The 24,410-nt window shown below is 61.4% G+C and carries 20 protein-coding genes and 1 riboswitch; of the genes, 14 read left to right on the top strand and 6 right to left on the bottom strand.

The window, feature by feature from the left end:
• Window positions 1-53 precede the first annotated feature (53 nt).
• Window positions 54-944, top strand: a complete 891-nt coding sequence (locus HBO41_RS13090; protein WP_017138492.1) for a LysR family transcriptional regulator — start codon at window positions 54-56, stop codon at window positions 942-944.
• Between the two features lie 23 nt (window positions 945-967).
• Window positions 968-2,245 (top strand): lipid IV(A) 3-deoxy-D-manno-octulosonic acid transferase, encoded by a 1,278-nt coding sequence (waaA, locus tag HBO41_RS13085; RefSeq protein ID WP_017138491.1) that lies wholly within the window; start codon window positions 968-970, stop codon window positions 2,243-2,245.
• A gap of 137 nt (window positions 2,246-2,382) precedes the next feature.
• On the opposite strand, the gene HBO41_RS13080 is transcribed toward waaA, so the two are convergent.
• The gene (locus HBO41_RS13080; protein ID WP_026013800.1) at window positions 2,383-3,822 is read right to left on the bottom strand and encodes a TolC family outer membrane protein; all 1,440 of its coding nucleotides are present in this window, start codon (window positions 3,820-3,822) and stop codon (window positions 2,383-2,385) included.
• 196 nt (window positions 3,823-4,018) lie between these two features.
• Window positions 4,019-4,124: riboswitch (TPP riboswitch) on the top strand.
• A 147-nt stretch (window positions 4,125-4,271) separates the two neighbouring features.
• Between HBO41_RS13080 and thiC the strand changes: the two genes are divergently transcribed.
• Both thiC and cytX read left to right on the top strand, forming a co-directional pair.
• A complete protein-coding gene (gene thiC / locus HBO41_RS13075; protein WP_138453474.1) occupies window positions 4,272-6,176 on the top strand; it encodes a phosphomethylpyrimidine synthase ThiC in 1,905 nt (634 codons plus the stop codon).
• A gap of 136 nt (window positions 6,177-6,312) precedes the next feature.
• Complete coding sequence (gene cytX / locus HBO41_RS13070) at window positions 6,313-7,602, top strand: putative hydroxymethylpyrimidine transporter CytX (RefSeq protein ID WP_169986539.1); 1,290 nt, start codon at window positions 6,313-6,315, stop codon at window positions 7,600-7,602.
• Here cytX and HBO41_RS13065 read toward each other — a convergent pair.
• Window positions 7,571-8,317, bottom strand: coding sequence for an RsiV family protein (locus tag HBO41_RS13065; RefSeq protein WP_017138487.1), 747 nt, complete (start codon window positions 8,315-8,317; stop codon window positions 7,571-7,573). The two genes, cytX and HBO41_RS13065, sit on opposite strands and share 32 nt — an antisense overlap.
• 194 nt (window positions 8,318-8,511) lie before the next feature.
• On the opposite strand from HBO41_RS13065, the gene HBO41_RS13060 reads away from it, so the two are divergent.
• The 9 genes from HBO41_RS13060 to HBO41_RS13020 all read left to right on the top strand — a co-directional run bounded on the left by HBO41_RS13060 (window position 8,512) and on the right by HBO41_RS13020 (window position 17,879).
• The gene (locus HBO41_RS13060) at window positions 8,512-9,129 is read left to right on the top strand and encodes an NUDIX domain-containing protein (protein WP_017138486.1); all 618 of its coding nucleotides are present in this window, start codon (window positions 8,512-8,514) and stop codon (window positions 9,127-9,129) included.
• Window positions 9,120-9,569: a DUF1249 domain-containing protein gene (locus HBO41_RS13055; RefSeq protein ID WP_017138485.1), complete on the top strand. Its 450-nt coding sequence runs from the start codon at window positions 9,120-9,122 to the stop codon at window positions 9,567-9,569. The genes HBO41_RS13060 and HBO41_RS13055 overlap by 10 nt, the downstream gene beginning before the upstream one ends.
• An 86-nt stretch (window positions 9,570-9,655) precedes the next feature.
• Window positions 9,656-10,471, top strand: coding sequence for a 3',5'-cyclic-AMP phosphodiesterase (cpdA, locus tag HBO41_RS13050; protein ID WP_099548085.1), 816 nt, complete (start codon window positions 9,656-9,658; stop codon window positions 10,469-10,471).
• A 178-nt stretch (window positions 10,472-10,649) separates the two neighbouring features.
• Entirely contained in the window at window positions 10,650-11,258 is a 609-nt protein-coding gene (locus tag HBO41_RS13045; RefSeq protein WP_099548086.1) for a YqiA/YcfP family alpha/beta fold hydrolase, read from the top strand.
• A 44-nt stretch (window positions 11,259-11,302) separates the two neighbouring features.
• Entirely contained in the window at window positions 11,303-13,207 is a 1,905-nt protein-coding gene (gene parE / locus HBO41_RS13040) for a DNA topoisomerase IV subunit B (protein WP_099548087.1), read from the top strand.
• The gene (locus HBO41_RS13035; RefSeq protein WP_169986537.1) at window positions 13,207-14,202 is read left to right on the top strand and encodes an esterase-like activity of phytase family protein; all 996 of its coding nucleotides are present in this window, start codon (window positions 13,207-13,209) and stop codon (window positions 14,200-14,202) included. The genes parE and HBO41_RS13035 overlap by 1 nt, the downstream gene beginning before the upstream one ends.
• A complete protein-coding gene (locus HBO41_RS13030) occupies window positions 14,199-14,720 on the top strand; it encodes a TIGR02281 family clan AA aspartic protease (RefSeq protein WP_017138480.1) in 522 nt (173 codons plus the stop codon). The genes HBO41_RS13035 and HBO41_RS13030 overlap by 4 nt, the downstream gene beginning before the upstream one ends.
• A gap of 10 nt (window positions 14,721-14,730) precedes the next feature.
• Window positions 14,731-16,995 (top strand): DNA topoisomerase IV subunit A, encoded by a 2,265-nt coding sequence (gene parC, locus HBO41_RS13025; RefSeq protein ID WP_017138479.1) that lies wholly within the window; start codon window positions 14,731-14,733, stop codon window positions 16,993-16,995.
• A 176-nt stretch (window positions 16,996-17,171) separates the two neighbouring features.
• Window positions 17,172-17,879, top strand: a complete 708-nt coding sequence (locus tag HBO41_RS13020) for a membrane integrity-associated transporter subunit PqiC (RefSeq protein WP_026013799.1) — start codon at window positions 17,172-17,174, stop codon at window positions 17,877-17,879.
• Between the two features lie 189 nt (window positions 17,880-18,068).
• Here HBO41_RS13020 and HBO41_RS13010 read toward each other — a convergent pair whose 3' ends face one another.
• Complete coding sequence (locus HBO41_RS13010) at window positions 18,069-19,601, bottom strand: AhpA/YtjB family protein (protein ID WP_099548089.1); 1,533 nt, start codon at window positions 19,599-19,601, stop codon at window positions 18,069-18,071.
• Between the two features lie 133 nt (window positions 19,602-19,734).
• On the opposite strand from HBO41_RS13010, the gene serB reads away from it, so the two are divergent.
• A complete protein-coding gene (gene serB, locus HBO41_RS13005; protein ID WP_017138476.1) occupies window positions 19,735-20,949 on the top strand; it encodes a phosphoserine phosphatase SerB in 1,215 nt (404 codons plus the stop codon).
• Between the two features lie 141 nt (window positions 20,950-21,090).
• Here the strand turns inward: serB and asd are convergent, their stop codons facing one another.
• Genes asd through HBO41_RS12990 form a run of 3 tightly spaced genes read right to left on the bottom strand, consistent with a single transcriptional unit; the run spans window position 21,091 to window position 24,375 of the window.
• Complete coding sequence (gene asd, locus HBO41_RS13000) at window positions 21,091-21,951, bottom strand: archaetidylserine decarboxylase (RefSeq protein WP_017138475.1); 861 nt, start codon at window positions 21,949-21,951, stop codon at window positions 21,091-21,093.
• A gap of 15 nt (window positions 21,952-21,966) precedes the next feature.
• Window positions 21,967-22,782 (bottom strand): thiosulfate sulfurtransferase, encoded by an 816-nt coding sequence (gene rhdA / locus HBO41_RS12995; protein ID WP_138453340.1) that lies wholly within the window; start codon window positions 22,780-22,782, stop codon window positions 21,967-21,969.
• Window positions 22,783-22,839: 57 nt separating this feature from the next.
• A complete protein-coding gene (locus HBO41_RS12990) occupies window positions 22,840-24,375 on the bottom strand; it encodes an HDOD domain-containing protein (protein ID WP_017138473.1) in 1,536 nt (511 codons plus the stop codon).
• Between the last annotated feature and the right edge of the window lie 35 nt (window positions 24,376-24,410).

Here is a 24,410-nt window from a genome sequence, read left to right as displayed (position 1 = left end):
TTCGCGAGATGAGATAAAGTCATTACCTATCCGATTTAAAGATGGGTTGAGTCATGAGCGTGCAATGGAACCTGGAACAGATGCGCCTGTTTGTCAGCGTCGCCGAGCAGCGCTCGTTTTCGGCGGTGGCGCGTGGGCAGCGCAAGGCGCAATCGGCGGTGAGTAACGCAATTGCCCTGCTGGAAGCGGACCTTGGGCTTAGCCTGTTCGAGCGCAGCAGCGGCCGTCAGCCCCGTCTGACTGAAGCCGGCAGTGTGTTGCTGGAAGAAGCGCGTGAGGTGCTGCGCCAATGTGAACGGCTCAATGGTCGGGCGTTGTCGCTGACCCGTGGTGAAGAAGCCTGCCTGCGCCTGGCCCAGGACGAAGCCATGTTATTTCAGCCGGTGCTCGACAGTCTTGAAGCGTTGGCCCGGCAATACCCGCTGCTGGAAGTACAGCTTTCCAGCGCCGCGCAAGGCGATGTGGCGCGCAAGCTGGTGGAGCGCAAGGCCGACCTGGGTTTGCTGTTCTATCACGACCAGATCCCCGAAGCGCTTGAGCGGCGGGTGGTGGGCAGCGTGGAAATGGTCACGGTGTGCGGCGTGAATCATCCACTGGCCCAGGACAAATACGTGACTTGCCAGCGCCTGGCGCAGTTCCGGCAACTGCTGATGTCGACCCAGACCAGCGTGTACCCCGGCAGTGAAGCCGCGAGCCCCCTGGTGTGGCGTGCCGACAGCTTCTACGTATTGGCCGAATGGCTGATGAGTGGCCTGGGCTGGGCCTGGCTGCCTCGGCACATCGTGCAGTACCCGGCCTATCAACAGCAGATGGTCGAGCTGGACAGCGAATGGACGCCGCCGGCGCTGGTGGTGGAGCTGGTCTGGCGCCGCGACGAGCACCTGGGCCCGGCCGCACGCTTCCTGACCGAGCGATTTGCCGAGTGCTTGCAGGCGATCGACTGAAAAAGCCGATAAACTCCGCCGCCATGAATAGAACTCTCTACAGCTGTCTGTTTTACCTGGCGCTGCCGTTGGTGGCTTTACGTCTGTGGCTGCGCGCGCGCAAGGCGCCGGCGTATGCAAAACGTATCGGCGAGCGGTTTTCCTATGGCCTGCCGGTGATGCAGCCGGGCGGGATCTGGGTGCATGCGGTGTCGGTGGGCGAAAGCATCGCGGCCGCGCCGATGATTCGCGGGTTGATGGAGCGCCACCCGACGCTGCCGATTACCGTTACCTGCATGACGCCCACCGGCTCGGAGCGTATCCAGGCGCTGTTCGCCAATGAACCGCGCATTCAGCACTGCTACTTGCCCTATGACTTGCCTTGCGCCGCCAAGCGCTTTCTTGATCGTGTGCAGCCCAGGCTCGCCGTGATCATGGAAACCGAGCTGTGGCCCAACCACATCCACGCCTGCGCTCAGCGTGGTATTCCGGTAGCGCTGGCCAATGCGCGGCTGTCGGCGCGTTCGGCCAAAGGTTATGCGCGCTTCGCCAAGCTGACCGCGCCGATGCTGGCCGAGATGAGCCTGTTTGCGGTGCAGACAAAAACCGAAGCCCAGCGTTTTTTGAGCCTGGGCGCACGACCACAAACCGTTGAAGTCACCGGCTCGATCAAGTTCGACCTGACCATCGATCCGCAACTGCCGGTGCGTGCCGCCGCCTTGCGCGAGCAATGGGGCGCCACCGAGCGCCCGGTGTGGATCGCCGCCAGCACCCACGAAGGCGAGGATGAAGTGGTGCTGGCCGCCCATCGCCAACTGCTCGAAAGTTACCCCAACGCGCTGCTGATTCTGGTGCCGCGTCATCAGGAGCGCTTCGGGCCGATGTTCGAGTTGTGCGAGCAACAAGGCTTTGCCACGGTGCGCCGCTCCAGCACTGAACCGGTGACGGCGCAGACCTCCGTGCTGCTCGGTGACACCATGGGCGAGCTGCTATTCCTTTACGCCCTTGCCGACAGCGCCTTCGTCGGCGGCAGCCTGGTGCCTACCGGCGGCCACAACCCGCTGGAACCGGCGGCGCTGGCCAAGCCTGTGATCATGGGGCCGCACCTGTTCAACTTCCTCGAAATCAGCGCGATGATGCGTGAGGCCGGGGCGTTGCGTGAGGTGGATGATGCGCAAGGCTTGGCAGAAGCCGTGCGGCAGTTGTTCGAACTGCCGCAGGATGCGCGCAAGATGGCAGAGGCGGGATTGAAGGTGATGCAGGCCAACCAGGGTGCGCTGAAACGCTTACTGGACGGTTTGGACAAACTGCTCAATCACTGAACCAACACGGACCAAAATGTGGGAGCTGGCTTGCCTGCGATAGCATCAACTGGGCATGTCTGATGTACCGAGTTGCCTGCATCGCAGGCAAGCCAGCTCCCACACAAGCCAGCTCCCACATTGGTTTTGCTGTGTTGTTAATACCCGGGGCGGGCTTTGAGCTGCTCGGCGGCGGCCTTGGCCAGATCCGGCGGCAGAAAATCCTTGTCCGGGTTGTAGTCAGCCTTGAGGTAACGCGTCAGGTCCTGTAAATCCCCAGGGCTGAGCGTGCCCGCCGCCTGCTTCAAGCGCAGGTTGTCGAGGATGTAGTCGTAGCGGCTGTTGTTGTAGTTGCGCACCGACGAGTACAGCTGGCGTTGTGAATCCAGCACATCGACGATATTGCGCGTACCCACTTGATAGCCGATTTCCGTGGCTTCCACCGCGCTCTGGTTGGAGATGATCGACTGGCGGCGCGCCTGCACCTGTTCCACATCGGTGTTCACCGCGCGGTGCAGATTACGGGTGTTTTCCACCACCTGGCGGCGCAGGCCTTCGCGTTGCTGTTCAGTCTGGTCGAGGCGTGAATAGGATTCGCGCACTTGCGAGCTGGTCAAACCGCCGCTGTAGATCGGGATATTCAGGCGCAGGCCGATGGTGCGCTGAGACACATCACCACCGTACGGCACGGGCAATTGGTTCGGGTTGCTGAAACCCAGCGCGTCGTTGTCGCCTTTTTCGTATTGCGCCACGGCGTCGAGGGTCGGCAAGTGGCCGGCCTTGCGCTGGCGCAGGGTTTCTTCGGCAGCGGTCACGGCGTAGTTGCTGGCCAGCAAGTTCAAGTTTTGGCGGCCGGCGGTTTCGACCCAGGATTTGGCGTCATTCGGCGCCGGTGGCAGCACCGGCAGCGTGTGCACGATGCCCTGGATCGCGTTGTATTGGCGGTTGGTCAGCGTGATCAGCGCCTCAAAGGCGTCGTCCACCTGGCGTTGGGCGACGATGCGGTTGGCGCGGGCTGTGTCGTAGCTGGCCTGGGATTGCAGCACGTCGGTCTTGTCCGACAGGCCTACATCAAAGCGTTCGTTGGACTGGTCGAGCTGGCGCTTGAAGGCGTTTTCTTCGGCCTTGGTCGACGCCAGGTTGTCCTGGGCGCGCAGCACGGCGAAGTAGCTTTCGGCGCTTTGCAGGATCAGGTTCTGTTCAGTCGCCGAGAGTTGCAGCGAAGCTTGTTCGTTGACGGCTTCGGCGGCTTGCAGCTGGAACCAGCGATCAGCGCGGAACAGCGGCTGGCTCAAGGTTGCACGCCAGGAGTGCGCGTCACGGTTGACGGTGGCTGCCGGTTGGTCGATCTGGGTGCGCACGTTATTGCTGTCGGCGCCGGCCGACAGGTTCGGCAGCAAACCGGCGCGAGCCTGGGGCACCACTTCTTTTTGCGCGCCATATTGAGCGCGGGCGGCGGCCAGGTCGGCGTTGTTGTTCACCGCTTCCTGGTAGACGCTGACCAAGTCGGTTTTGGCGGACAAGGGCGCTTCAGCTGCCCAGACCATTCCATTGGTCGCACAAGACACGGCAAGAGCCAGTGAGAGTTTGCGCAGCATGAGGCGATCCCTAGTGTGAATATTACGACTGTAATTAAGCGCCCAAGGCTAAGGCTGGCCATTCCTGGCGTCAAGCATTGTGACGACGCCCGAGTGTAGTGGCGCTGACCCCGCGCAACAATCCCGCAATCACGCCATTCATCACGCTGAATACACCGCTATTGGCAATTTGCCCACACCATGGTCTAGACTGGCCGCGTTCTTGTCGGGGTGCCTTGTTGGAAGGCTGAGATCGGTAAATACCGGATCCCGTTGAACCTGATCAGGTTAACGCCTGCGTAGGGAACAAGATTTCTCGTCACCCGGCGAGTCCTCTTGTGCTTCGTCCGGGATGTTGTTCGACAATCGAACAGCGCTCGTGCCTTGCACAGCACTGGTTTCAGTGCGTCCATCCGTCACAGGTTCGCTCCGACAAAAATCCACCGCCTGGATAAGTTGGAGAGCCCGTGATGAGCACTGAATTAAAAAGCCAAAAATTAAAAAATACCGTGCACCTGAGTGAATCGGCCAAAGTCGACTCCGGCTCCGTGCAGCCGTTTACCCGCTCGCAAAAAATCTACGTGCAAGGCACTCGCCCGGACATTCGTGTGCCGATGCGTGAAATCAGCCTGGACGTGACGCCCACCGATTTCGGCGGTGAAATCAACGCACCGGTGGTGGTGTACGACACCTCCGGCCCGTACACCGACCCCAACGTCATCATTGACGTGCGCAAAGGCCTGGGTGATGTGCGTTCGCCGTGGATCGAAGTGCGTGGCGACACCGAGCGCCTGTCCGGCCTGAGTTCGCACTTTGGCCAACAGCGCCTCAGCGATGCTGAGCTCACCGCACTGCGCTTTGCGCACGTGAAGAACCCGCGCCGCGCCAAGGCAGGTGCCAACGTCACGCAGATGCACTACGCGCGCAAAGGCATCATTACCGCCGAGATGGAATACGTCGCCATCCGCGAAAACATGAAGCTTGAAGAAGCCCGTGCCAGTGGCCTGCTCGACCAGCAGCACGCCGGTCACAGCTTCGGCGCCAGCGTGCCGAAAATCATCACGCCTGAGTTTGTGCGCGAAGAAATCGCCCGTGGCCGCGCGATTATCCCGGCCAACATCAACCACACCGAACTGGAGCCAATGATCATCGGCCGTAACTTCCTGGTGAAGATCAACGGCAATATCGGCAACAGTGCGTTGGGTTCGTCCATTGAAGAAGAAGTGGCGAAACTGACCTGGGGCATTCGCTGGGGTTCGGACACGGTGATGGACCTGTCCACTGGCAAGCACATCCACGAAACCCGCGAGTGGATCATCCGCAACTCGCCGGTGCCGATTGGCACCGTTCCGATCTATCAAGCCTTGGAAAAAGTCGGCGGCGCCGCCGAAGACCTGACGTGGGAGCTGTTCCGCGACACCCTGATCGAACAGGCCGAGCAGGGCGTCGACTACTTCACCATCCACGCAGGCGTGCTGCTGCGCTATGTGCCGCTGACTGCCAAACGCGTGACCGGCATCGTGTCCCGTGGCGGTTCGATCATGGCCAAGTGGTGCCTGGCGCACCACAAAGAGAACTTTACCTACACGCATTTCGACGAAATCTGCGAAATCATGAAGGCCTATGACGTCAGCTTCTCCCTTGGCGACGGCTTGCGTCCAGGCTCGATTGCCGACGCCAACGATGCTGCGCAATTCGGCGAACTGGAAACTCTCGGCGAGCTGACCAAAATCGCCTGGAAGCACGACGTGCAAACCATGATCGAAGGCCCGGGCCACGTGCCGATGCAGTTGATCAAGGAGAACATGGACAAGCAGCTCGAATGCTGCGACGAGGCGCCGTTCTACACCCTCGGCCCGCTGACCACCGACATCGCACCGGGCTACGACCACATCACCTCGGGTATCGGTGCGGCGATGATCGGCTGGTTCGGTTGCGCCATGCTCTGCTATGTCACGCCCAAGGAACACTTGGGTTTGCCGAACAAGGATGACGTGAAGACCGGGATCATCACCTACAAGATCGCCGCGCACGCTGCGGACTTGGCCAAGGGGCATCCGGGCGCGCAGATTCGTGACAACGCCTTGAGCAAGGCGCGCTTCGAGTTCCGCTGGGAAGACCAGTTCAACCTCGGCCTGGACCCTGACACCGCGCGTTCGTATCACGATGAAACCTTGCCGAAGGACTCGGCCAAGGTCGCGCACTTCTGTTCGATGTGCGGGCCGAAATTCTGCTCGATGAAGATTACCCAGGAAGTACGCGAGTACGCCGCCAACCAACGCATTGAAGCGGTGGATGTGGACGTGGCCAAGGGCTTGGCCGAGCAGGCGGAGCGGTTCAAGCAGGAAGGCAGTCAGCTGTACAAGAAGGTCTGACATCCACGATCGTTCCCACGCTCAGCGTGGGAATGCATCCCGTGACGCTCTGCGTCACAAAGGCGGACGCAGAGCGTCCTTAGCGGCATTCCCACGCAGAGCGTGGGAACGATCATGTCCCTCAGAGATAACACCCTTGAGCATTCAACCGAGTACTTACTCTCCTGAAATCGCGGTGCCGGCTGACAAACGCGTGTTCGGCGCCCGCGACCTGTTCTCCCTGTGGTTCTCCCTTGGCATCGGCCTGATGGTCCTGCAAACCGGCGCCTTGCTCGCGCCGGGCCTGGGCTTGTCCGGCTCGTTGCTGGCGATTTTTCTCGGCACGCTGGTCGGTGTGTTGCTGCTGGCCGCCGTCGGTGTGATCGGCAGCGACACCGGCCTGTCCGCCATGGCCGCGCTCAAACTCAGCCTCGGCGCCAAGGGCGCGAGCCTGCCGGCACTGCTGAACCTTTTACAACTGGTCGGCTGGGGCTCGTTCGAGATCATCGTGATGCGCGACGCCGCCAGCTTGCTGGGCACCCGCGCGTTCAGCGAGGGCAGCCTGCTCGCCAGCCCATTGCTGTGGACCCTGTTTTTCGGAGGCTTGGCGACGTTGCTGGCGGTCAGCGGGCCGCTGACATTCGTGCGCCAGATCCTGCGTAAATGGGGCATCTGGCTGCTGCTCGCCGCCTGCCTGTGGCTGACCTGGAACCTGTTCGCCAAGGCTGACTTCACGGCGTTGTGGGCCAAGTCCGGTGACGGCTCGATGCCGTTTGCGGTGGGCTTTGATATTGCCATCGCCATGCCGCTGTCGTGGTTGCCGCTTATCGCCGACTACTCACGCTTCGGCCAGCGCGCCAAAAGCGTGTTCGGCGGTACGGCGTTGGGCTTCTTTATCGGTAACTTCTGGCTGATGAGCCTGGGCGTGGCCTACACCCTGGCGTTTGCGCCCAGTGGTGAAGTGAATGCGCTGTTGCTGGCGCTGGCCGGTGCTGGCTTGGGCATTCCGTTGCTGCTGATCCTGTTGGACGAGTCGGAAAACGCCTTTGCCGATATTCACTCGGCGGCGGTGTCCAGCGGGATTCTGTTGCGCTTGAAGGTCGAGCACCTGGCCTTGGTCATCGGTGTGATCTGCACCTTGATCGCCTGCCTGGCGCCGCTGGCGCAGTATCAGAACTTCCTGCTGCTGATCGGCTCGGTGTTTGCGCCGCTGTTTGGCGTGGTGCTGGTGGATCACTTTATCCTGCGCCGGCGTGGCCAGGGCACGGTTGCCAACCTGCATTGGCCGGCGCTGGTGGCCTGGCTGGGTGGCATCGCCACCTATCACGTGCTGGCCAACCTGTATCCGGATATCGGCGCAACCCTGCCGGCACTGGTACTGGCAGGGTTGTTACAGCTGGTGTTAGGGCGTGCGGTCAGTGGCGCGCAGGCATCAGCTCAGGCTTGAGCACGCCGGTGAGGCGCGCGTAGGGGATGGTCATTTCGATCAGCCCCAATGCGTAAGGGGCGATGGTGCTCACGTTGTACTTGAGCACCACACCGGCGCTGGTCAGGGCCACGTTCGGGGTTTTCTGGAACGGCCAGCTCTTCACGAACTCCGGGTCGCGGTCCATCTGCGAATTGATCAGCCAGCTGTTGTGGGCGACTTTCGCGGTGTTCCAGAACGCCTGTTCCTGGCCCGGCAGCAACATGTCGGCCAGGCTCAGCTCTTTGTGCAGCAGGCGTGAATAGTTAATGAAACCGCGGCCGGGCGCGCCGTGGGCGGTGCCGGTATCCAGATAACTGGACACTTCAACGATCACCAGTCCGTCATGCTGCTCACGTACCTTGGCTTGCAAGTACATGCTGTTGCGGTTCGGCGACTCGCGCAGGAACTTGTCGCGGTAGGCATTCAGGGTCGGCGGCACGCTGGCGCCGGGCGTGGTGCGGGTCATTTGCAGCAGGCGTTGCTCAACAATGCTGTCCAACTGCGGCTCGCTGGGGAAGTGCACGGTGTCGATGTTCACCAGTGGGCATTCCGGGCTGTTGCAGCCGGGTTTGATTTGTTCGGAAGTGTCCGGCTTGGTGTCCAGGGGCTTGAGGTAGCTGGGCTGGAACAGGCTCTGGCAAGCGCCCAGAGTCAAGGCAATACAGGCCACGGAGGCGATTTTTAAAAGCGACATGTGCGTCCTTCGGAAATCGATGGAAAGCGAAAAAGAGTAGCGCTTCGACTGCGAACAAAGCCGTCAGTTCGCCACTAAGCTGATTAGAGTGAGTTTGACGTCCGCCGTCTATCCCGGCAACCGGAAAGGGGCTGCATCAAGGGCCATGGGCGCGTTAGGATGGCGCGAATTGCACCTGCGTAACGAGGAAGGATATGACGGACATTGCCAAATCGACGCCGAACACCATCGAGATCGTTCAGCGCGACAATGCCTATAAGGGCTTTTACCAGCTTGATCGCGTGCAACTGCGCCACGAGAAGTTCGATGGCGGCATGAGCCGGGTGATCAATCGTGAAGTCTTTGTGCGTCATGACGCGGTGTGCGTGCTGCCCTACGACCCGCAGCGCGATGAAGTGGTGTTGATCGAGCAGTTCCGTATCGGCGCCATGGGCCGTACCGGCAACCCGTGGCTGGTGGAAATGGTCGCGGGGCTGATTGATAAGGACGAACAACCGGAGGAGGTTGCACACCGCGAAGCCGAGGAGGAAGCTGGCCTTACGTTCTCTGCGCTGTGGCCGATCACCAAATATTTCCCGTCGCCCGGTGGCAGTACCGAATTCGTGCACTTGTACCTCGGTCGTTGCGACAGCTCAGGTGCAGGTGGCGTCCATGGACTGGAAGAAGAAGCAGAAGATATCCGCGTCACCCCCTGGGCCTTTGAAGATGCCCTGCAAGCGGTGCGTGACGGCAAAATTTCCAACGCAGCCAGCATTATCGCCCTGCAATGGCTTGCGCTTAATCGCGCGGAAGTGAGGGGGTTATGGCAGTAAAGGCACGGGAACGATACCGGGTTGACCTGATCGGGCTGCAAGCCGCCTGCGAGGCCAATTATGCGCGGCTGATGCGCCTGCTCCCCGACATGCGTCACGCGCCTGAGGCGCGGCGTATTGCCGTGACCCATGGCGACCAGATGCTGGGCGTGCTGACCCTTGAGGTCATCGTCAACTGCCCGTACACCACCACCCTGCGGGTGCGCCAGGAGCACAGCCTGCCCTGGCTGCCGGTGCCGCAGCTGGAGGTTCAGGTGTATCACGATGCGCGCATGGCCGAAGTCATCAGCGCAGAACACGCGCGACGCTTTCGCAGCATCTATCCTTATCCGAATGTGTTCATGCACCAGCCCGATGAGAAAGCACAACTCAATGTGTTCCTCGGCGAATGGTTGAGTCACTGCCTGGCCCTGGGCCATGAATTCGAAGTCGTGCGCTAGATGTGAACTGCGTCTTTCCTCTTTGTGTCCTGCCCCAGCATAATCGCGCTACCTATCCATTCCTGTGATTGCCTTGGGAGAGCGCCTTGCCGAGCGTATCCGCTGTGAACCCTGATGCGTCGGTGCTGCTGGTGCAGTTGTCCGACAGCCACCTGTTTGCCGAGGCCGACGGTTCGCTGCTGGGCATGAACACCCGCGACAGCCTGCAGCGGGTGATTGGTTTGGTGCGCGAGCAACAGCCGCAGATCGATTTGGTGCTGGCCACTGGAGACTTGTCCCAGGACGGCACGCTTGAGTCTTACCAGCTATTTCGCGACCTGACTCGGCAGATCGACGCGCCGGCGCGCTGGATTCCTGGCAACCACGACGAGCCGCAGATCATGGCCCACGCGGCGGTGCACAGCGATTTGCTCGAGCCGGTGGTCGATATCGGCAATTGGCGCGTCACCCTGCTGGATTCGGCGGTTCCGGGCTCGGTCCCCGGTTATTTGCAGGATTCGCAATTGCAATTGCTCGCCCAAGCCCTGAGCGAGGCGCCAAACCGTCATCATCTGGTGTGTTTTCACCATCATCCGGTGTCCATCGGTTGTGCGTGGATGGAGCCCATCGGCCTGCGCAACCCTGAAGCCCTGTTTGCCGTACTCGACCGTTTCCCACAGGTAAAAGCGGTGCTGTGGGGCCATGTGCACCAGGAAATCGACCGTGAGCGCAACGACGTGCGCCTGCTGGCGTCGCCGTCCACCTGTATCCAGTTCGCGCCGGGCAGCGAGGACTTCAAGGTCAGCGAGCAGGCACCGGGGTATCGCTGGCTGCGATTGCATGCCGACGGACGGTTGGAGACGGGCGTGGAGCGGGTAAAAGGATTCGAATTTACCGTCGATTACGGCAGCAACGGCTATTAAACCCTGCAAACACTGATCAAAATGTGGGAGCTGGCTTGCCTGCGATAGCGGTGGGCCAGTTAATCAATAGCTAACTGATCCGCCGCCATCGCAGGCAAGCCAGCTCCCACATTCGATCCGCTTCTGCCTGTATTCCCTGTAAACTGCGCCTCTTTGGCTGATGCACGGAGAGCCCGGCATGTCCGCGTCGATTCTATATATCCACGGTTTCAACAGCGCGCCTGCGTCCAACAAGGCAACCCAGTTGAGCACCGTGATGGACAGCCTCGGGTTGAGCGACCAATTGCGTGTGCCGGCCCTGCATCACCACCCGCGTCAGGCGATTCCTCAATTGGAAGAGGCCATTGCGGAACTGGGGCGGCCGCTGCTGGTGGGAAGCTCACTCGGCGGCTACTATGCAACCCATCTTGCCGAACGCCATGGCCTCAAGGCGCTGCTGGTGAACCCGGCGGTCAGCCCGCATCGGATGTTTGACGGTTACCTGGGCACCCAGAAGAACCTCTACACCGATGAAACCTGGGAGCTGACCCACGACCACGTCACGGCCCTGGCCGAACTGGAAGTGCCGGCGCCCCAGGATGCCGCGCGTTATCAAGTGTGGTTGCAGACCGGGGATGAAACCCTGGATTATCGCCTCGCCCAGCAGTATTACCGGGCCTGTGCCTTGCGCATCCAGGCCGGTGGCGACCATGGTTACCAGGGGTTCGCCCAGCAATTGCCGGCCATGTTGAGTTTTGCCGGCATTGGCGCAGATCAGTATCAATCCTTCGACTTTGCAGCACTGTAAAGTCCAGGGGCACTTTTTAATCGAACGACTCACGACGAGACCCCATGGCCACTCCCAGCGCTAGCTCTTATAACGCCGACGCCATCGAAGTCCTCTCGGGCCTCGACCCGGTGCGCAAACGCCCCGGCATGTACACCGACACCAGTCGGCCGAACCACCTTGCCCAGGAAGTCATCGACAACAGCGTCGACGAAGCCTTGGCCGGGCATGCCAAGTCGGTACAAGTCATCCTCCACGCCGACCATTCCCTGGAAGTGTCCGACGATGGTCGCGGCATGCCGGTGGACATTCACCCGGAAGAGGGTGTGTCGGGCGTCGAGCTGATCCTTACCAAGCTCCATGCGGGCGGCAAGTTCTCCAACAAGAACTACCAGTTCTCCGGTGGCTTGCACGGTGTGGGTATATCCGTGGTCAACGCCCTGTCGACCCTGGTGCGGGTCAAGGTCAAGCGTGACGGCAACGAGTACCAGATGACCTTTGCCGATGGCTACAAAGCCACCGACCTGGAGGTCGTCGGTACCGTTGGCAAGCGCAACACCGGCACCAGCGTGTACTTCGCGCCGGACCCGAAATACTTCGATTCGCCAAAATTCTCCATCAGCCGCCTCAAGCATGTACTCAAGGCCAAGGCGGTATTGTGCCCGGGCCTGCTGGTCAGCTTTGAAGACAAAGGCACCGGCGAAAAGGTCGAATGGCACTACGAAGATGGCCTGCGCTCCTACCTGGAAGACTCGGTCAGCGACTTTGAACGCCTGCCTAACGAGCCGTTCTGCGGCAGCCTGGCGGGGAATAAAGAAGCCGTCGACTGGGCGCTGCTGTGGTTGCCCGAAGGTGGCGACAGCGTGCAGGAAAGCTACGTCAACCTGATCCCCACCGCCCAGGGCGGCACCCACGTCAACGGTTTGCGCCAGGGTTTGCTGGACGCCATGCGCGAGTTCTGCGAATACCGCAGCCTGTTGCCGCGCGGTGTGAAGCTGGCGCCGGAAGACGTGTGGGAGCGCATCGCGTTCGTGCTGTCGATGAAGATGCAGGAGCCGCAGTTCTCCGGCCAGACCAAAGAGCGTTTGTCGTCCCGCGAGGCGGCGGCGTTTGTCTCCGGTGTGGTCAAGGACGCGTTCAGCCTATGGCTCAACGAGCACCCGGAACTGGGCCTGGCCCTGGCGGAGCTGGCGATCAACAACGCCGGTCGTCGCCTGAAGGCCAGCAAGAAAGTCGAGCGCAAGCGCATCACCCAAGGCCCGGCACTCCCAGGCAAATTGGCCGATTGCGCCGGGCAAGACCCGATGCGCTCCGAGCTGTTTCTGGTCGAAGGTGACTCCGCCGGCGGTTCCGCCAAGCAAGCGCGGGACAAAGAGTTCCAGGCGATCCTGCCGTTGCGCGGCAAGATCCTCAACACCTGGGAAGTCGACGGCAGCGAAGTCCTGGCCAGCCAGGAAGTGCACAACATCGCCGTTGCAATTGGTGTAGACCCGGGCGCGGCGGACATGAGCCAGCTGCGCTACGGCAAGATCTGCATCCTCGCCGACGCCGACTCCGACGGCCTGCACATCGCCACGTTGCTCTGCGCACTGTTTGTGCAGCACTTCCGCCCGTTGGTGGATGCCGGCCACGTCTACGTCGCCATGCCGCCCTTGTACCGTATCGACCTGGGCAAAGAGATTTTCTACGCCCTGGACGAAGCCGAGCGCGATGGCATCCTCGACCGCCTGGTGGCCGAGAAGAAACGCGGCAAGCCACAGGTCACGCGATTCAAAGGCCTGGGTGAGATGAACCCGCCGCAGTTGCGCGAAACCACCATGGACCCGAACACTCGCCGCCTGGTGCAGTTGACCCTGGAAGACTTCGCCGGCACGTCGGAAATGATGGACATGCTGCTGGCGAAGAAGCGTGCGCCGGACCGCAAAGCCTGGCTGGAGTCCAAGGGTAACCTGGCCGAGGTGCTGGGCTGATGCGCACAGGTTTCGCCCTGGCGATCCTGATGTTGAGCGGGTTGGTGGCCACCCAAGGGGTGGCCGCGCCCGTGGCTGAGCTTAAACTGGTCTCCGAACACCTGGTGGACGGCATGCGCGGTGGCAACCTGTCGGGCCTGGCGCTGTGTGGCCAGGGCCTGTGGACGGTTTCCGACCGCGATGACGACCAGATTTACCGCCTCGATATCAGCGCGCCGACCTGGAAGGCCGAAACCGTGAAGATCGAGGTGCCACCGGTGCCCGAGTCCGGCCTGCCTTGGGGGCTGCGCTCGCGCACCAAGGCTGCATCGTTCATTCGTGGCGGCGACCTGGATTTTGAAGGCATCACCTGTGACGCCGCCGGCAACCGCTACATTGTCAGTGAAGCCCATGCGGCGGTGCTGCAAGTGCCGGTGAACGGTGCGCCGCAATGGTTGAGGATTGCTCCGGGCATGGTCCGCGAAGCGCGGGCCAGTGGGATGTTGCTGCACTTCAATGCCTTGTTCGAAGGTTTGGCGATCAACCCCGAAGGCAATCAGATCTGGCTGGCCGCCGAGCGAGAGCGACGAGGGTTGATCTCGATCAAGCGTGGCCAGAGCGTGTGGGATTGCGATGGGCCCTGTGTGTTGCTGAGCGAGGCCGGCCAGGAAGTGCAACCGGCACAGTTCACCAACGCCAAGGCGGTGTCCAAGGACTTTGCCGACCTGGCGCTGTTCAACGGCAAGCTGTTTACCCTGGAGCGCAATGCGTTCCAGATTTGCCGGCGCGATGCGGTCACGGCCAAAGTCGAGCTGTGCTGGTCGTTTGCCGACGAAACCCTGACACCGAACCGGCGTTATGCCCAGCCTTATGGCTTGGCCGAAGCCCTGGTGGTGGATGCCGAAGGTGTGTGGTTGGGTATCGACAATAATTTTGGCCCGCGTGCCGACGGTGAAAAACGCCCGGTGGTCTATCGTTTTGCCGCGCCGGCCGGTGGCTGGGGCGCCCAACCATGACGGCAGCGCCGCCCGGCAAACGTGCCGGACGTGTACTGATGTTCGTGGCATGGGGCGCCGGGCTGTTTTTGGCCACGCGTTTTTTTGGGCAGTGGGAAGCGCGTCAGGAAAACCCCAATGCGGTGGTGACCTCAGAGCAGCATGAGGGTTACATCGAAGTAAAATTGCTGGGCAACGGCCAAGGGCATTTTGTCGCCAGCGGCCAGATCAACGGATCGCCGGTGGAGTTTATGCTCGACACCGGCGCGACCGATGTGGCGGTGCCGGCCGAATTGGCCGACCGCCTCGGGCTCAAGCGCGGCCTGCCCGTGACCTTGAGCACCGCCAATGGGCGTAGCCAGGGCTACCGCACCAGCCTTGATCGCCTGAAGCTGGGCGATATTGTCCTGCAGGACGTCCGCGCGCTGGTAGCGCCGGGCTTGGGCGGTGAGCAGGTACTGTTGGGCATGAGTGCATTGAAACAACTTGAATTTACCCAGCGCAGCGGCACCATGCTGCTGCGCCAGACCAAACAATGATGAGGCCCGCATGAGTGACATCCTCGCAGACAGCTTAGATGGCGTAGAACGCCGATCGCTGGCTGACTTCACCGAAAATGCCTACCTCAACTACTCCATGTACGTGATCATGGACCGTGCCTTGCCGCATATCGGCGACGGCCTGAAGCCCGTGCAGCGGCGCATTATCTACGCCATGAGTGAGTTGGGCCTGGACGCAGACTCCAAGCACAAGAAATCGGCGCGTACTGTCGGTGACGTGCTTGGTAAGTTCCACCCGCACGGCGACTCGGCCTGCTACGAAGCCATGGTGCTGATGGCCCAGCCGTTCAGCTACCGCTACACCTTGGTGGATGGCCAGGGTAACTGGGGTGCGCCGGATGATCCCAAGTCCTTCGCCGCCATGCGTTACACCGAGGCGCGCCTGTCGCGTTACTCGGAAGTGCTGCTGAGCGAGTTGGGCCAGGGCACTGCGAACTGGGGGCCGAATTTTGACGGCACCTTGGACGAACCGCTGGTGTTGCCGGCGCGTTTGCCGAATATACTGCTCAATGGCACCACCGGCATCGCGGTCGGCATGGCCACTGATGTGCCGCCGCACAACCTGCGCGAAGTCGCGACTGCCTGCGTGCGTTTGCTTGATGAGCCAAAAGCTACGGTCGAGCAGCTCTGCGAGCATATTCAAGGCCCGGATTACCCGACCGAAGCGGAAATCATCACGCCGCGTGCCGACCTGCTGAAGATGTACGAGACCGGCAAGGGCTCGGTGCGCATGCGCGCGGTTTACCACATTGAAGACGGCGACATTATTGTCACCGCACTGCCGCACCAGGTGTCCGGTGCCAAGGTGCTGGAGCAGATTGCCGCGCTGATGCAGGCCAAACCGTCGAAATTGCCGCAAGTGGCTGACTTGCGTGACGAGTCCGACCACGAAAACCCCTGCCGCATCGTGATCATCCCGACCAACAGCCGGGTCGACCACGAAGTGCTGATGCAGCATCTGTTCGCCAGCACCGACCTTGAGTCCAGCTACCGGGTCAACGTCAACATCATCGGCCTGGACGGCAAGCCACAGCTGAAAAACCTGCGCAACCTGCTGGTGGAATGGCTGGAGTTCCGCGTACAGACCGTGCGCCGCCGCCTGCAATTTCGTCTCGACAAGGTTGAGCGCCGCCTGCACCTGTTGGATGGTTTGCTGATCGCTTACCTCAACCTGGATGAAGTGATCCACATCATCCGCACCGCCGAGCACCCGAAAGCCGAGCTGATCGCGCGTTTCGAACTGAGCGAGATCCAGGCCGACTACATCCTCGACACCCGCTTGCGTCAGTTGGCGCGGCTCGAAGAGATGAAGTTGCGCGACGAGCAAGACGCGCTGCTCAAGGAGCAAGCCAAGCTGCAAGCCCTGTTGGGTAGCGAAACCAAGCTCAAGAAGCTGGTGCGCAGCGAACTGATCAAAGACGCCGAAACCTATGGCGATGATCGCCGCTCGCCAATCGTCGAGCGCGCAGAAGCGAAAGCCCTGACAGAAACCGAACTGTTGCCTAACGAGAAAATTACCGTCGTTCTGTCGGAAAAGGGTTGGGTTCGTTCCGCCAAAGGGCATGATATTGACGCCACCGGCCTCTCGTACAAGGCTGGCGATGGTTTCAAGACCGCTGCGGCCGGGCGTTCCAACCAGTTTGCGGTGTTTATCGACTCCACCGGGCGCAGCTATTCGGTGCCGGCGCACACCTTGCCATCGGCACGTGGCCAAGGCGAACCGCTGACCGGGCGTCTCACACCGCCACCGGGGGCGAATTTCGAGTGCGTGCTGCTGCCGGATGACGATTCGCTGTACGTGATCGCCTCCGACGCGGGTTACGGTTTTGTGGTCAAGGGTGAAGACCTGCAGGCCAAGAACAAGGCGGGCAAAGCGTTGTTGAGCTTGCCGAACAACGCCAAGGTGATCCTGCCGCGCACCGTGGAGGACCGCGAGAGCAACTGGCTGGCGTCGGTGACTACCGAAGGGCGTTTGCTGGTGTTCAAGATCAGCGATTTGCCGCAGTTGGGTAAAGGCAAGGGCAACAAGATTATCGGGATTCCCGGGGAGCGCGTGGCCAGTCGCGAAGAGTACGTGACCGACATCGCCGTGATCCCGGAAGGCTCTACCCTGGTGCTCCAGGCTGGCAAGCGCACGCTGTCACTGCGCCCCGACGACCTTGAACACTACAAGGGTGAGCGTGGCCGACGGGGTAATAAACTGCCGCGTGGCTTCCAGCGCGTGGATGCTTTGCTGGTGGAAACGCCTGTTTAAGGCGGATTAGAGGGCTCGATCTACGATTTAACGCGTAGATCGGCGCTTTCGCGCTGGAGTCAGGGCGCATATTCACGGATGATATGGCCTTTCCAGCGCCGGCGTGGCCGAGCGTGTTTAGGTTATTTTTAGTATTACATTGTGGTTCGCCTTGTGGCAGCCACCTGGATGGGATGATGACTGCTCCACGCCTTCCTTTATTTTTGATGCTCGCTGGCCTTTTGGGGCTGGCGGGTTGCAGCACACACCAACCGGTGTCGCTGTACCAGCTGGACAGCGGAAGTCCGGCTCAGCCTGCGCAAACCGCAGGCATGGCCGTTTTGCTTGGCCCGGTCGTTGTTGCTGATTACCTGCAACGCGAAACCCTGCTTCAACGTCAGAACGACGGCAGCCTGCAAGGTTCCACCGATGGTCGTTGGGCGGGCAGTTTGTCGTCCGATATCAACCAGCTGATGTTGCGTCAGGTGGCTGGCCATCTCGACAGCCAGCGTGTGGTGCTTGCACCTGGGCCGGCGGGTTTTACCCCGGACGTGCAGGTATTGCTAACCATCACGCGGCTTGACTCGGGTACTTCGCAGCCGGCGATTCTTGACGCCCAATGGCGCTTGATCGACCGCCGTGGCCAGGTGCGCGATAACCGCATCGTGCACCTGCAGGAAGAACATACCGGCACCACCGCGTCCCAGGTCCAGGCCCAGGGCGTGTTGTTGCAGCATCTGGCGCAACAGTTGTCGGTGGCGCTCAAGCCATTGGCCAACCAGCCGCCAGTGGCCGAGGCGCCGCGCAAGCAAGCGCCGTCCCAGGCCAAACCGTCAGCTCCGCAGAAGCCTAAGATGCCGATGGCCACGCCGATTCGCACGGATATGGAAGTGTTCAGGTTCTGATCTGAATCGCGCCCAAACAAAAGGCCCGCTTACTCAGCGGGCCTTTTTGTTGTCTACGATTTGATCGTTCCCACGCTACGCGTGGGAATGCCTCTTGGGACGCTCCGCGTCCCGCCGTCAGCACTGCGCAGCAGTGACGCAGAGCGTCACGGAATGCATTCCCACGCGGAGCGTGGGGACGATCAGCTGTCAGGGCTTGTTACGGGTCTCATGCATGCGCGCCAACTGCCGCTCGAGCATCGACGGGTACGGCTCCATCAGCCGCTCCACACAGCTCGCGCCTTCAGGGCTGGCGATCGGGCGGATTCGTGCGCGCTGGCGGATCAGCGCATCTTCACTGATCTTGCGCTCCACCAGCAGCAGGTTGCGGCTGTGTTGGGACAAGGCCAGCGCATCCTGGGCGATCTCGGTAAGCAGCAGGTCGATCTGGCTCATGCCGAACAGATCGTCTCCGACGGTCAGGCCAAGTTGCAGCTGCAAGGTAATGCCGCTGTCGGCCACTTCAATCTGCAAGGCATGGCCGAGGGCGCGCAGCAGCTCGCCGCAGCAGATGGCATTGGTCAGGTAGTCTTCGCCGCTGTCTTCGCTGTGGAACAGCATCAACGTGCTGCCGTCGTTCAGGGTGTGCAGCTCGCTCTGATAGAGCGACGCAGCCTGGTCGAGGCAGTCGCGGTAGCGCTCCAGCAATTCGGTGAGGCGCGCACGGGGCAGGCGACGCAGTTGGTCCTGGGCACCCAGTTGCACAGCCAGTACGGCGCTGTGCTGCGGCTCGGTATTTTTTACCGGCGCAGGTTGCGAGGCCACAACGGGTGCGGCGGCCGAGGTGTCGCGCAGGTCGGCGAACGGGTCTTCATCGTCCAGTTCGTCTTCTTCGGCCTTGATCACCTGGCGTGGTGCAGGCTTGAGGGCGGCCACCGGCGCGCTTTCGTCAAAGCCTGGGTCACGCAGGTTGCGCACTTCAAACTCGGGCTCGTCGTCGTAGTCGGTGTCGTCGTACTCAGGCTCGGGTTCAACCTCAGGCACCACCGGCTCGGGAGCGAAGCTGGCGTGAAGCTGGCGGGCGAGGTCGCCGATTTCGTCCTGGCGGTCGGTGGCCGGGGTGTGTTCGTCGATATCGCGCAGCCAGATGCGCAGTTGCATCAGCGGCGTGGAGATATGCCGACCCAGGCGCAAGCTCAGGGCCAGGGCCAGTGCCAGCAGGATCGCGCTGAGGATGCCCATGCTTTGCAGGCTGATGGTCATCGGCTGCTGGAATTGCTGCATGTCGAGGCTGATGCGCAGTTGCCCGGCCTTCACATCCTGAAACGTAATATTGCTCGAATACAGACCTTCGGCTTCACCCAGCAGGCCGTTTTTCGGGCGCTGCCCGGCTTCGGCCATGATCCGGTTGTCCACGCTGTAGATGGCGGCGTGGGCCACCAGCGGGTTCTTGGTCAGGTTATTGAGCAGCACGTTGAGGCTGAGGATGTCGTTGGACACCAGCAACTCAGTCGCCGAAGTGGCGGTCTGGGTCGTCAGGCTCTCGCCCAGGGCGTCGGCTTGCTCGTGCATGGCCTGCTTGAACTGCAAACCCATCACGCAGGCGTAGATCACCAGGGCCAGAGCGACCAGGATCACGTTATGGCTGGCGATGCGTAATGCGATCGGTACACGGCGGTGGCGCAGTGCCCGGAAGATCAGCAGGAAGAAGTTATCGGTTTTTACTGGCGTGGGCCGGTTCACTTGCGCTCGGCTCTTGGTCCGTGAAGTTGACGCGCAGTATAGCGACAGGCCTAGAACCGGCAAAGCGCTCGCTGTGCCCGATGGTCACTGAAAGTGGGTAGAATGCGGTTTTTTTCCAGCCTGGGGGTGCGCTTTGCGCGAAATTGTCCTGATAAACATCACCGGCGAAGACCGCCCGGGTCTCACCGCAGCCATTACCGGTGTTCTGGCCCAGGGTGGTGTGAACATTCTCGACATCGGCCAAGCGGTGATCCACGACACGCTGTCGTTCGGCATCCTGGTGGAAATCCCCAGCACCGAGCAGGCCTCGTCGGTGCTCAAAGACATCCTGTTTACGGCGTATAAGCTTGATCAGCAGGTGCGTTTCACCCCGGTTTCCGAAGCCGATTACCAGCATTGGGTCGAAGGCCAGGGTAAAAAGCGCCACATCGTGACCCTGCTGACCCGCAAAGTAACCGCCGAACAATTGCAGCGGGTCAGCTCGATCACCGCTCAATATGGTTTGAATATCGACCACATCGACCGTCTGTCGGGTCGTATGCCATTGGACACGCCGGCGGACAAAGGCAAGGGCTGCATCGAGTTCTCCGTGCGCGGCGAGCCGGCCGACCCGCAAGCCCTGCGCGCCGAGTTCCTCAGCGTGGCCCAGGAACTGAATGTCGACATCGCCTTCCAGGAAGATTCGCTGTTCCGCCGTAACCGCCGCCTGGCGGTGTTCGATATGGATTCCACGCTGATCGAAGCCGAAGTCATCGACGAGCTGGCCAAGGCCGCCGGTGTGGGCGAGCAGGTGTCCGAAATCACCGAGCGCGCCATGGCCGGTGAGCTGGATTTTCGCGCCAGCTTCAAGGAGCGCCTGGCACTGCTCAAGGGCTTGGACGTAAGTGTGTTGGATTCGATCGGTGCTTCGCTGCGCCTGACCGAAGGCGCCGAAACCTTGTTTGCCGAACTCAAGCGCCTGGGCTACAAGACTGCAATTCTCTCGGGCGGTTTCACCTACTTCGCCAAGCAATTGCAGGCCAAGCTGGGCATTGACTATGTATTTGCCAACGAGCTGGAAGTGGTGGATGGCAAAGTGACCGGCGTGGCGGTCGAGCCGATTGTCGACGCACAGCGCAAGGCGGACTTGCTGAAGGAATTGGCCCACAAGGAAGGTTTGCGTCTGGAGCAGACCATTGCGGTCGGCGACGGCGCCAATGACTTGCCGATGCTGGCGATTGCCGGGTTGGGTGTGGCGTTCCGTGCCAAGCCGCTGGTCAAGCAATCGGCCAAGCAGGCGATTTCGACGCTGGGGCTGGATGGTGTGTTGTATCTGCTGGGCTTTCGCGATCGCGACGGGCAGTTGTAAGCCGATCTAACTGCAAGATTGCAGTAACTGTGGGAGCCGGGCTTGCCCGCGATAGCGATAGTTCAGTCATTGAAGTATTGACTGATACGCCGCTATCGCGGGCAAGCCCGGCTCCCACATTTGATTTGCATCAGCTTTAAATCAGGCTTTCGGCAGTGCGATACCCTGGCCCATCTGCACCGGCGTACCCGCCACCAACTCCTCTGCCCACTTCACCTGATCCGGCCCGAACAGCACGATGGCGGTCGAACCCAGCTTGAAGCGGCCCAGTTCAGCACCTTTCTCCAAGTGAATCGGCGCGCGTGCGGCTTCGTCGTAGCGGAAGGTTTTCAGCTCGCGTTTCGGCGGCGTGACCAGCCCGGCCCATACGGTTTCAATCGACGCCACAATCATCGCGCCCACCAACACCACAGCCATCGGGCCGCGTTCGGTGTCGAACAGGCAGACAACACGCTCGTTGCGCGCAAACAGTTCCGGCACGTTTTCGGCGGTGGTCTGGTTGACCGAGAAAATCCGGCCCGGCACGTAGACCATCTCACGCAGCGTACCGGCCAAAGGCATGTGTACGCGGTGGTAATCCTTCGGTGACAGGTAAATAGTGGCGAAATCACCGCCCATGAACGGTGCAGCCAACGCCGCATCACCACCGAGCAATTCCAGCACGCTAAAGCTATGGCCTTTGGCCTGGAACACACGACCGTGTTCAATCGGGCCAAGCTGGCTGACCGCGCCGTCGGCTGGGCTCAGCACCGCGCCTGGAGTTTCATCCAGCGGGCGGGCGCCGTCTTTCAGGGCGCGGGTAAAGAAGGCATTGAAGTGCTCGTAGGCGGTGAGGTCTTCGACCAGCGCCTGGGACATGTCCACTTGATAGCGCTTGGCGAACCACGCCGTGAAGGCATTCTTGAACCAGCGCACGCGGCACTCGGCAATGCAGCCGGCCAGGCGCGACAGCAAGTGGTGCGGCAGCAAGTACTGGCTGAGGATAAACAACTGCTTTTTCATAACTGTCCTTAAACCTTAAATCTCGACGGGGGTGTCGGGGTGGTTGCCCCATTCGCCCCAGGAACCGGCATAACCTTTGACTCGCGGATAACCGAGCGCCTTGGCCACCAGGTAGGTGAAGCCAGAGCGGTGGTGAGTCTGGCAGTGGGTGATGATTTCTTTGTCGCGGGTCAGCCCGAGGTCTTCGAGGATCTGCGGCATGTCGCGGCGGATACGCAGGTTGCGCGCCTTGTCCATGCCGGCAGTCCATTCGAAGTTGACGGCGCCGGGGATGTGACCACCCTTGGCGGCGAGCACTTTCTCGCCGGAATATTCCAGCGGGCCGCGTGCGTCCCAGATGCCCAGGTCGGCGGCGCCGAGACGGCTTTGCAGGTATTCGCGGGTGGCGGTGGGGCCGTCGTGCAGCGTAAGGCTGACCGGGCCGCCAACCGGGGCGGGCACTTCGGTGGATACCGGGTGTTTTTCGTCCAGCCAGGCCAGCAGGCCGCCATCCAGGTAGTGGTACTTCTGGTGGCCGATCACGTCGAGCATCCAGATAAACCGCCCGGCCCAGCCGCCACCTTCGTCGTCATAGACGACGTAAGTGGCGTCCGGGGTGTGGCCCAGTTCGCCGAACAGCTTTTCCAGGTCGGCCTTGTGCGGCAGCAAGCCGGGTGCTGGCGGCTGGCCCAGTTGGGTGCGCTTGGGGTCAACGAAATGCGCGCCGGGGATATGCCCTTCGGCGTAGCGGGCGGCACTGGTGAGGTCCACCAGAATCAAGTGTTCGGCATCCAGGCGACCAAGCAGGTCGCTGGACTCGATCACCAGCGGCAAGCCAGAGAAGTCAGGCATGTGAGGTCTCCTGGGCACAAATGTTGGTGATAAAAGAGAGCGATTGTAGCGCAAGCATCAGGCGCTGCGGTTGGTAAAGCTGTGCAGCGCTTTCTCGATGCATTGAGCGGTTTTGCCAAAAGCCTGCACGGTGGTTTCCGAGAACGGCCCGCCGCCCTGGTCGGCGACCATCAGCATCACCACGCGGCCATTGCAGCTCAGAGAGCGTAGCAACAGGTGTTCACCGGTAAACCAGCGGCGCAGGATCGGCGGCAGCAGCGCAGAAAATTGCGCGTGATTGTCTGGCGTGAGGCGCACCTGGGCGGACTTTTCCAGCAAGCGTTGCAGCAGTGTGCTGTTGACGACGTCGAGGCTCAGGTTGGCAGCGTCCTTGGGCAAGCCATCGGCCTGATGCACACGCAAGGTACTCAGGGCGCGGTCGGCCATAAAGAGCAGCACCCGCTGCATGCCACTGGCGACCAAGGCTTCCTTGGCGCAGGTGGTCAAGTGCATGGCGTTGGCAAAGCGGCTCGGTTCGACCAGCAACTCGGTGCAGCGCTTGCGCCACACGGCCAGTGCTTCGGCAGTGGGCGGCGGTGCGGGCAGCAGGCCGCGATGGACCTTCTGCACATGCCACGGCCAGATCAGCGACAGCGCCGGGTGCCAGAGGTCCGGCATCAAGGTGGTGCGCGCGCTGGTGACCGCTTGTTGGTGAACCTGCTGCTGCACGTCACACAGCGGCGCTTGCAGGTACAGCGCGGTAAGGTATTGCCAGCGCTCGGTGTGCGGGCAGGTCCAGGATTCCTGGGCCGACATCGCCAGGCCGTTGGCCAGCAGCACGGTGTTGGCGGGTTGGTTCAACCAGCGCCGCAGGTTGGGTTCGGCATCGAGCAATTGCTGCTGGCGCAGCGCGTCATCTTCGCGGGCGATGTGCAGCGCCTTGACCAGCAAGCGCTGCTCGGTCAGCAGCAGGTTGTAGCCCTGGGACACCCAGATCGGCAGGTGCCAGGCTTCGGTCAGGCCAAGGCACAAGTCGAGCAGGCGTACACCGAACAGTTCCTGCTCGACCTTGTGCGCCGACTGGCCTTTGTGGATGACCCGCAGTTCCCATTCTTCCAGGAGTTTGGGGTAGGCCACGGCCAGCGGCCACAGTGGCGACAGAAACAGCAGGCTGCCCCAATGGATGTCTTGCCACAGCCGCGCCAGGCGGCTGGCGAACAAACCGTTGGCTTGCTGTGAGGCGTGCTGGCTTATCAGCAACAGTTGGCGCAAAGCCACCGGGATGTCTTTTTCCGGCACCGAGGGCAGGCGCGCGAGCAATTCTTCGGCGCGTTTGAGACCCAGGCGGTTCAGCGCCACCTCGAGGTTTTCCGCCGGCCCCGACAGGCTGCCGTGCGCCTGGCTGTTGGCCTCGCGCATCACACTGAGCACCAGTGCCGGGCTGTTTTGCATCAGCTCGGCAATATCTCGCAATGAACTGCGGCTGTCGCGGATGGCCTTGCACACGCGTTCGTGACTAGCCTGAGGAACAGGCAGCAGCACATCGTCCAGGCGCTTGATCCAAGCGGCGAGGGTGGTGGGTTTTGTATTTGGAACTGTCGTTTCGTTTGCCATGATTGGGGCGCGATCATCACTTGCGTTCTACACGC

Source organism: Pseudomonas sp. WS 5146 (assembly GCF_012985495.1).
GTDB lineage: Bacteria > Pseudomonadota > Gammaproteobacteria > Pseudomonadales > Pseudomonadaceae > Aquipseudomonas > Aquipseudomonas edaphica.
The sequence above is the reverse complement of the archived record's forward strand: the minus strand, read 5'-3'. Positions and strand labels throughout refer to the sequence as shown.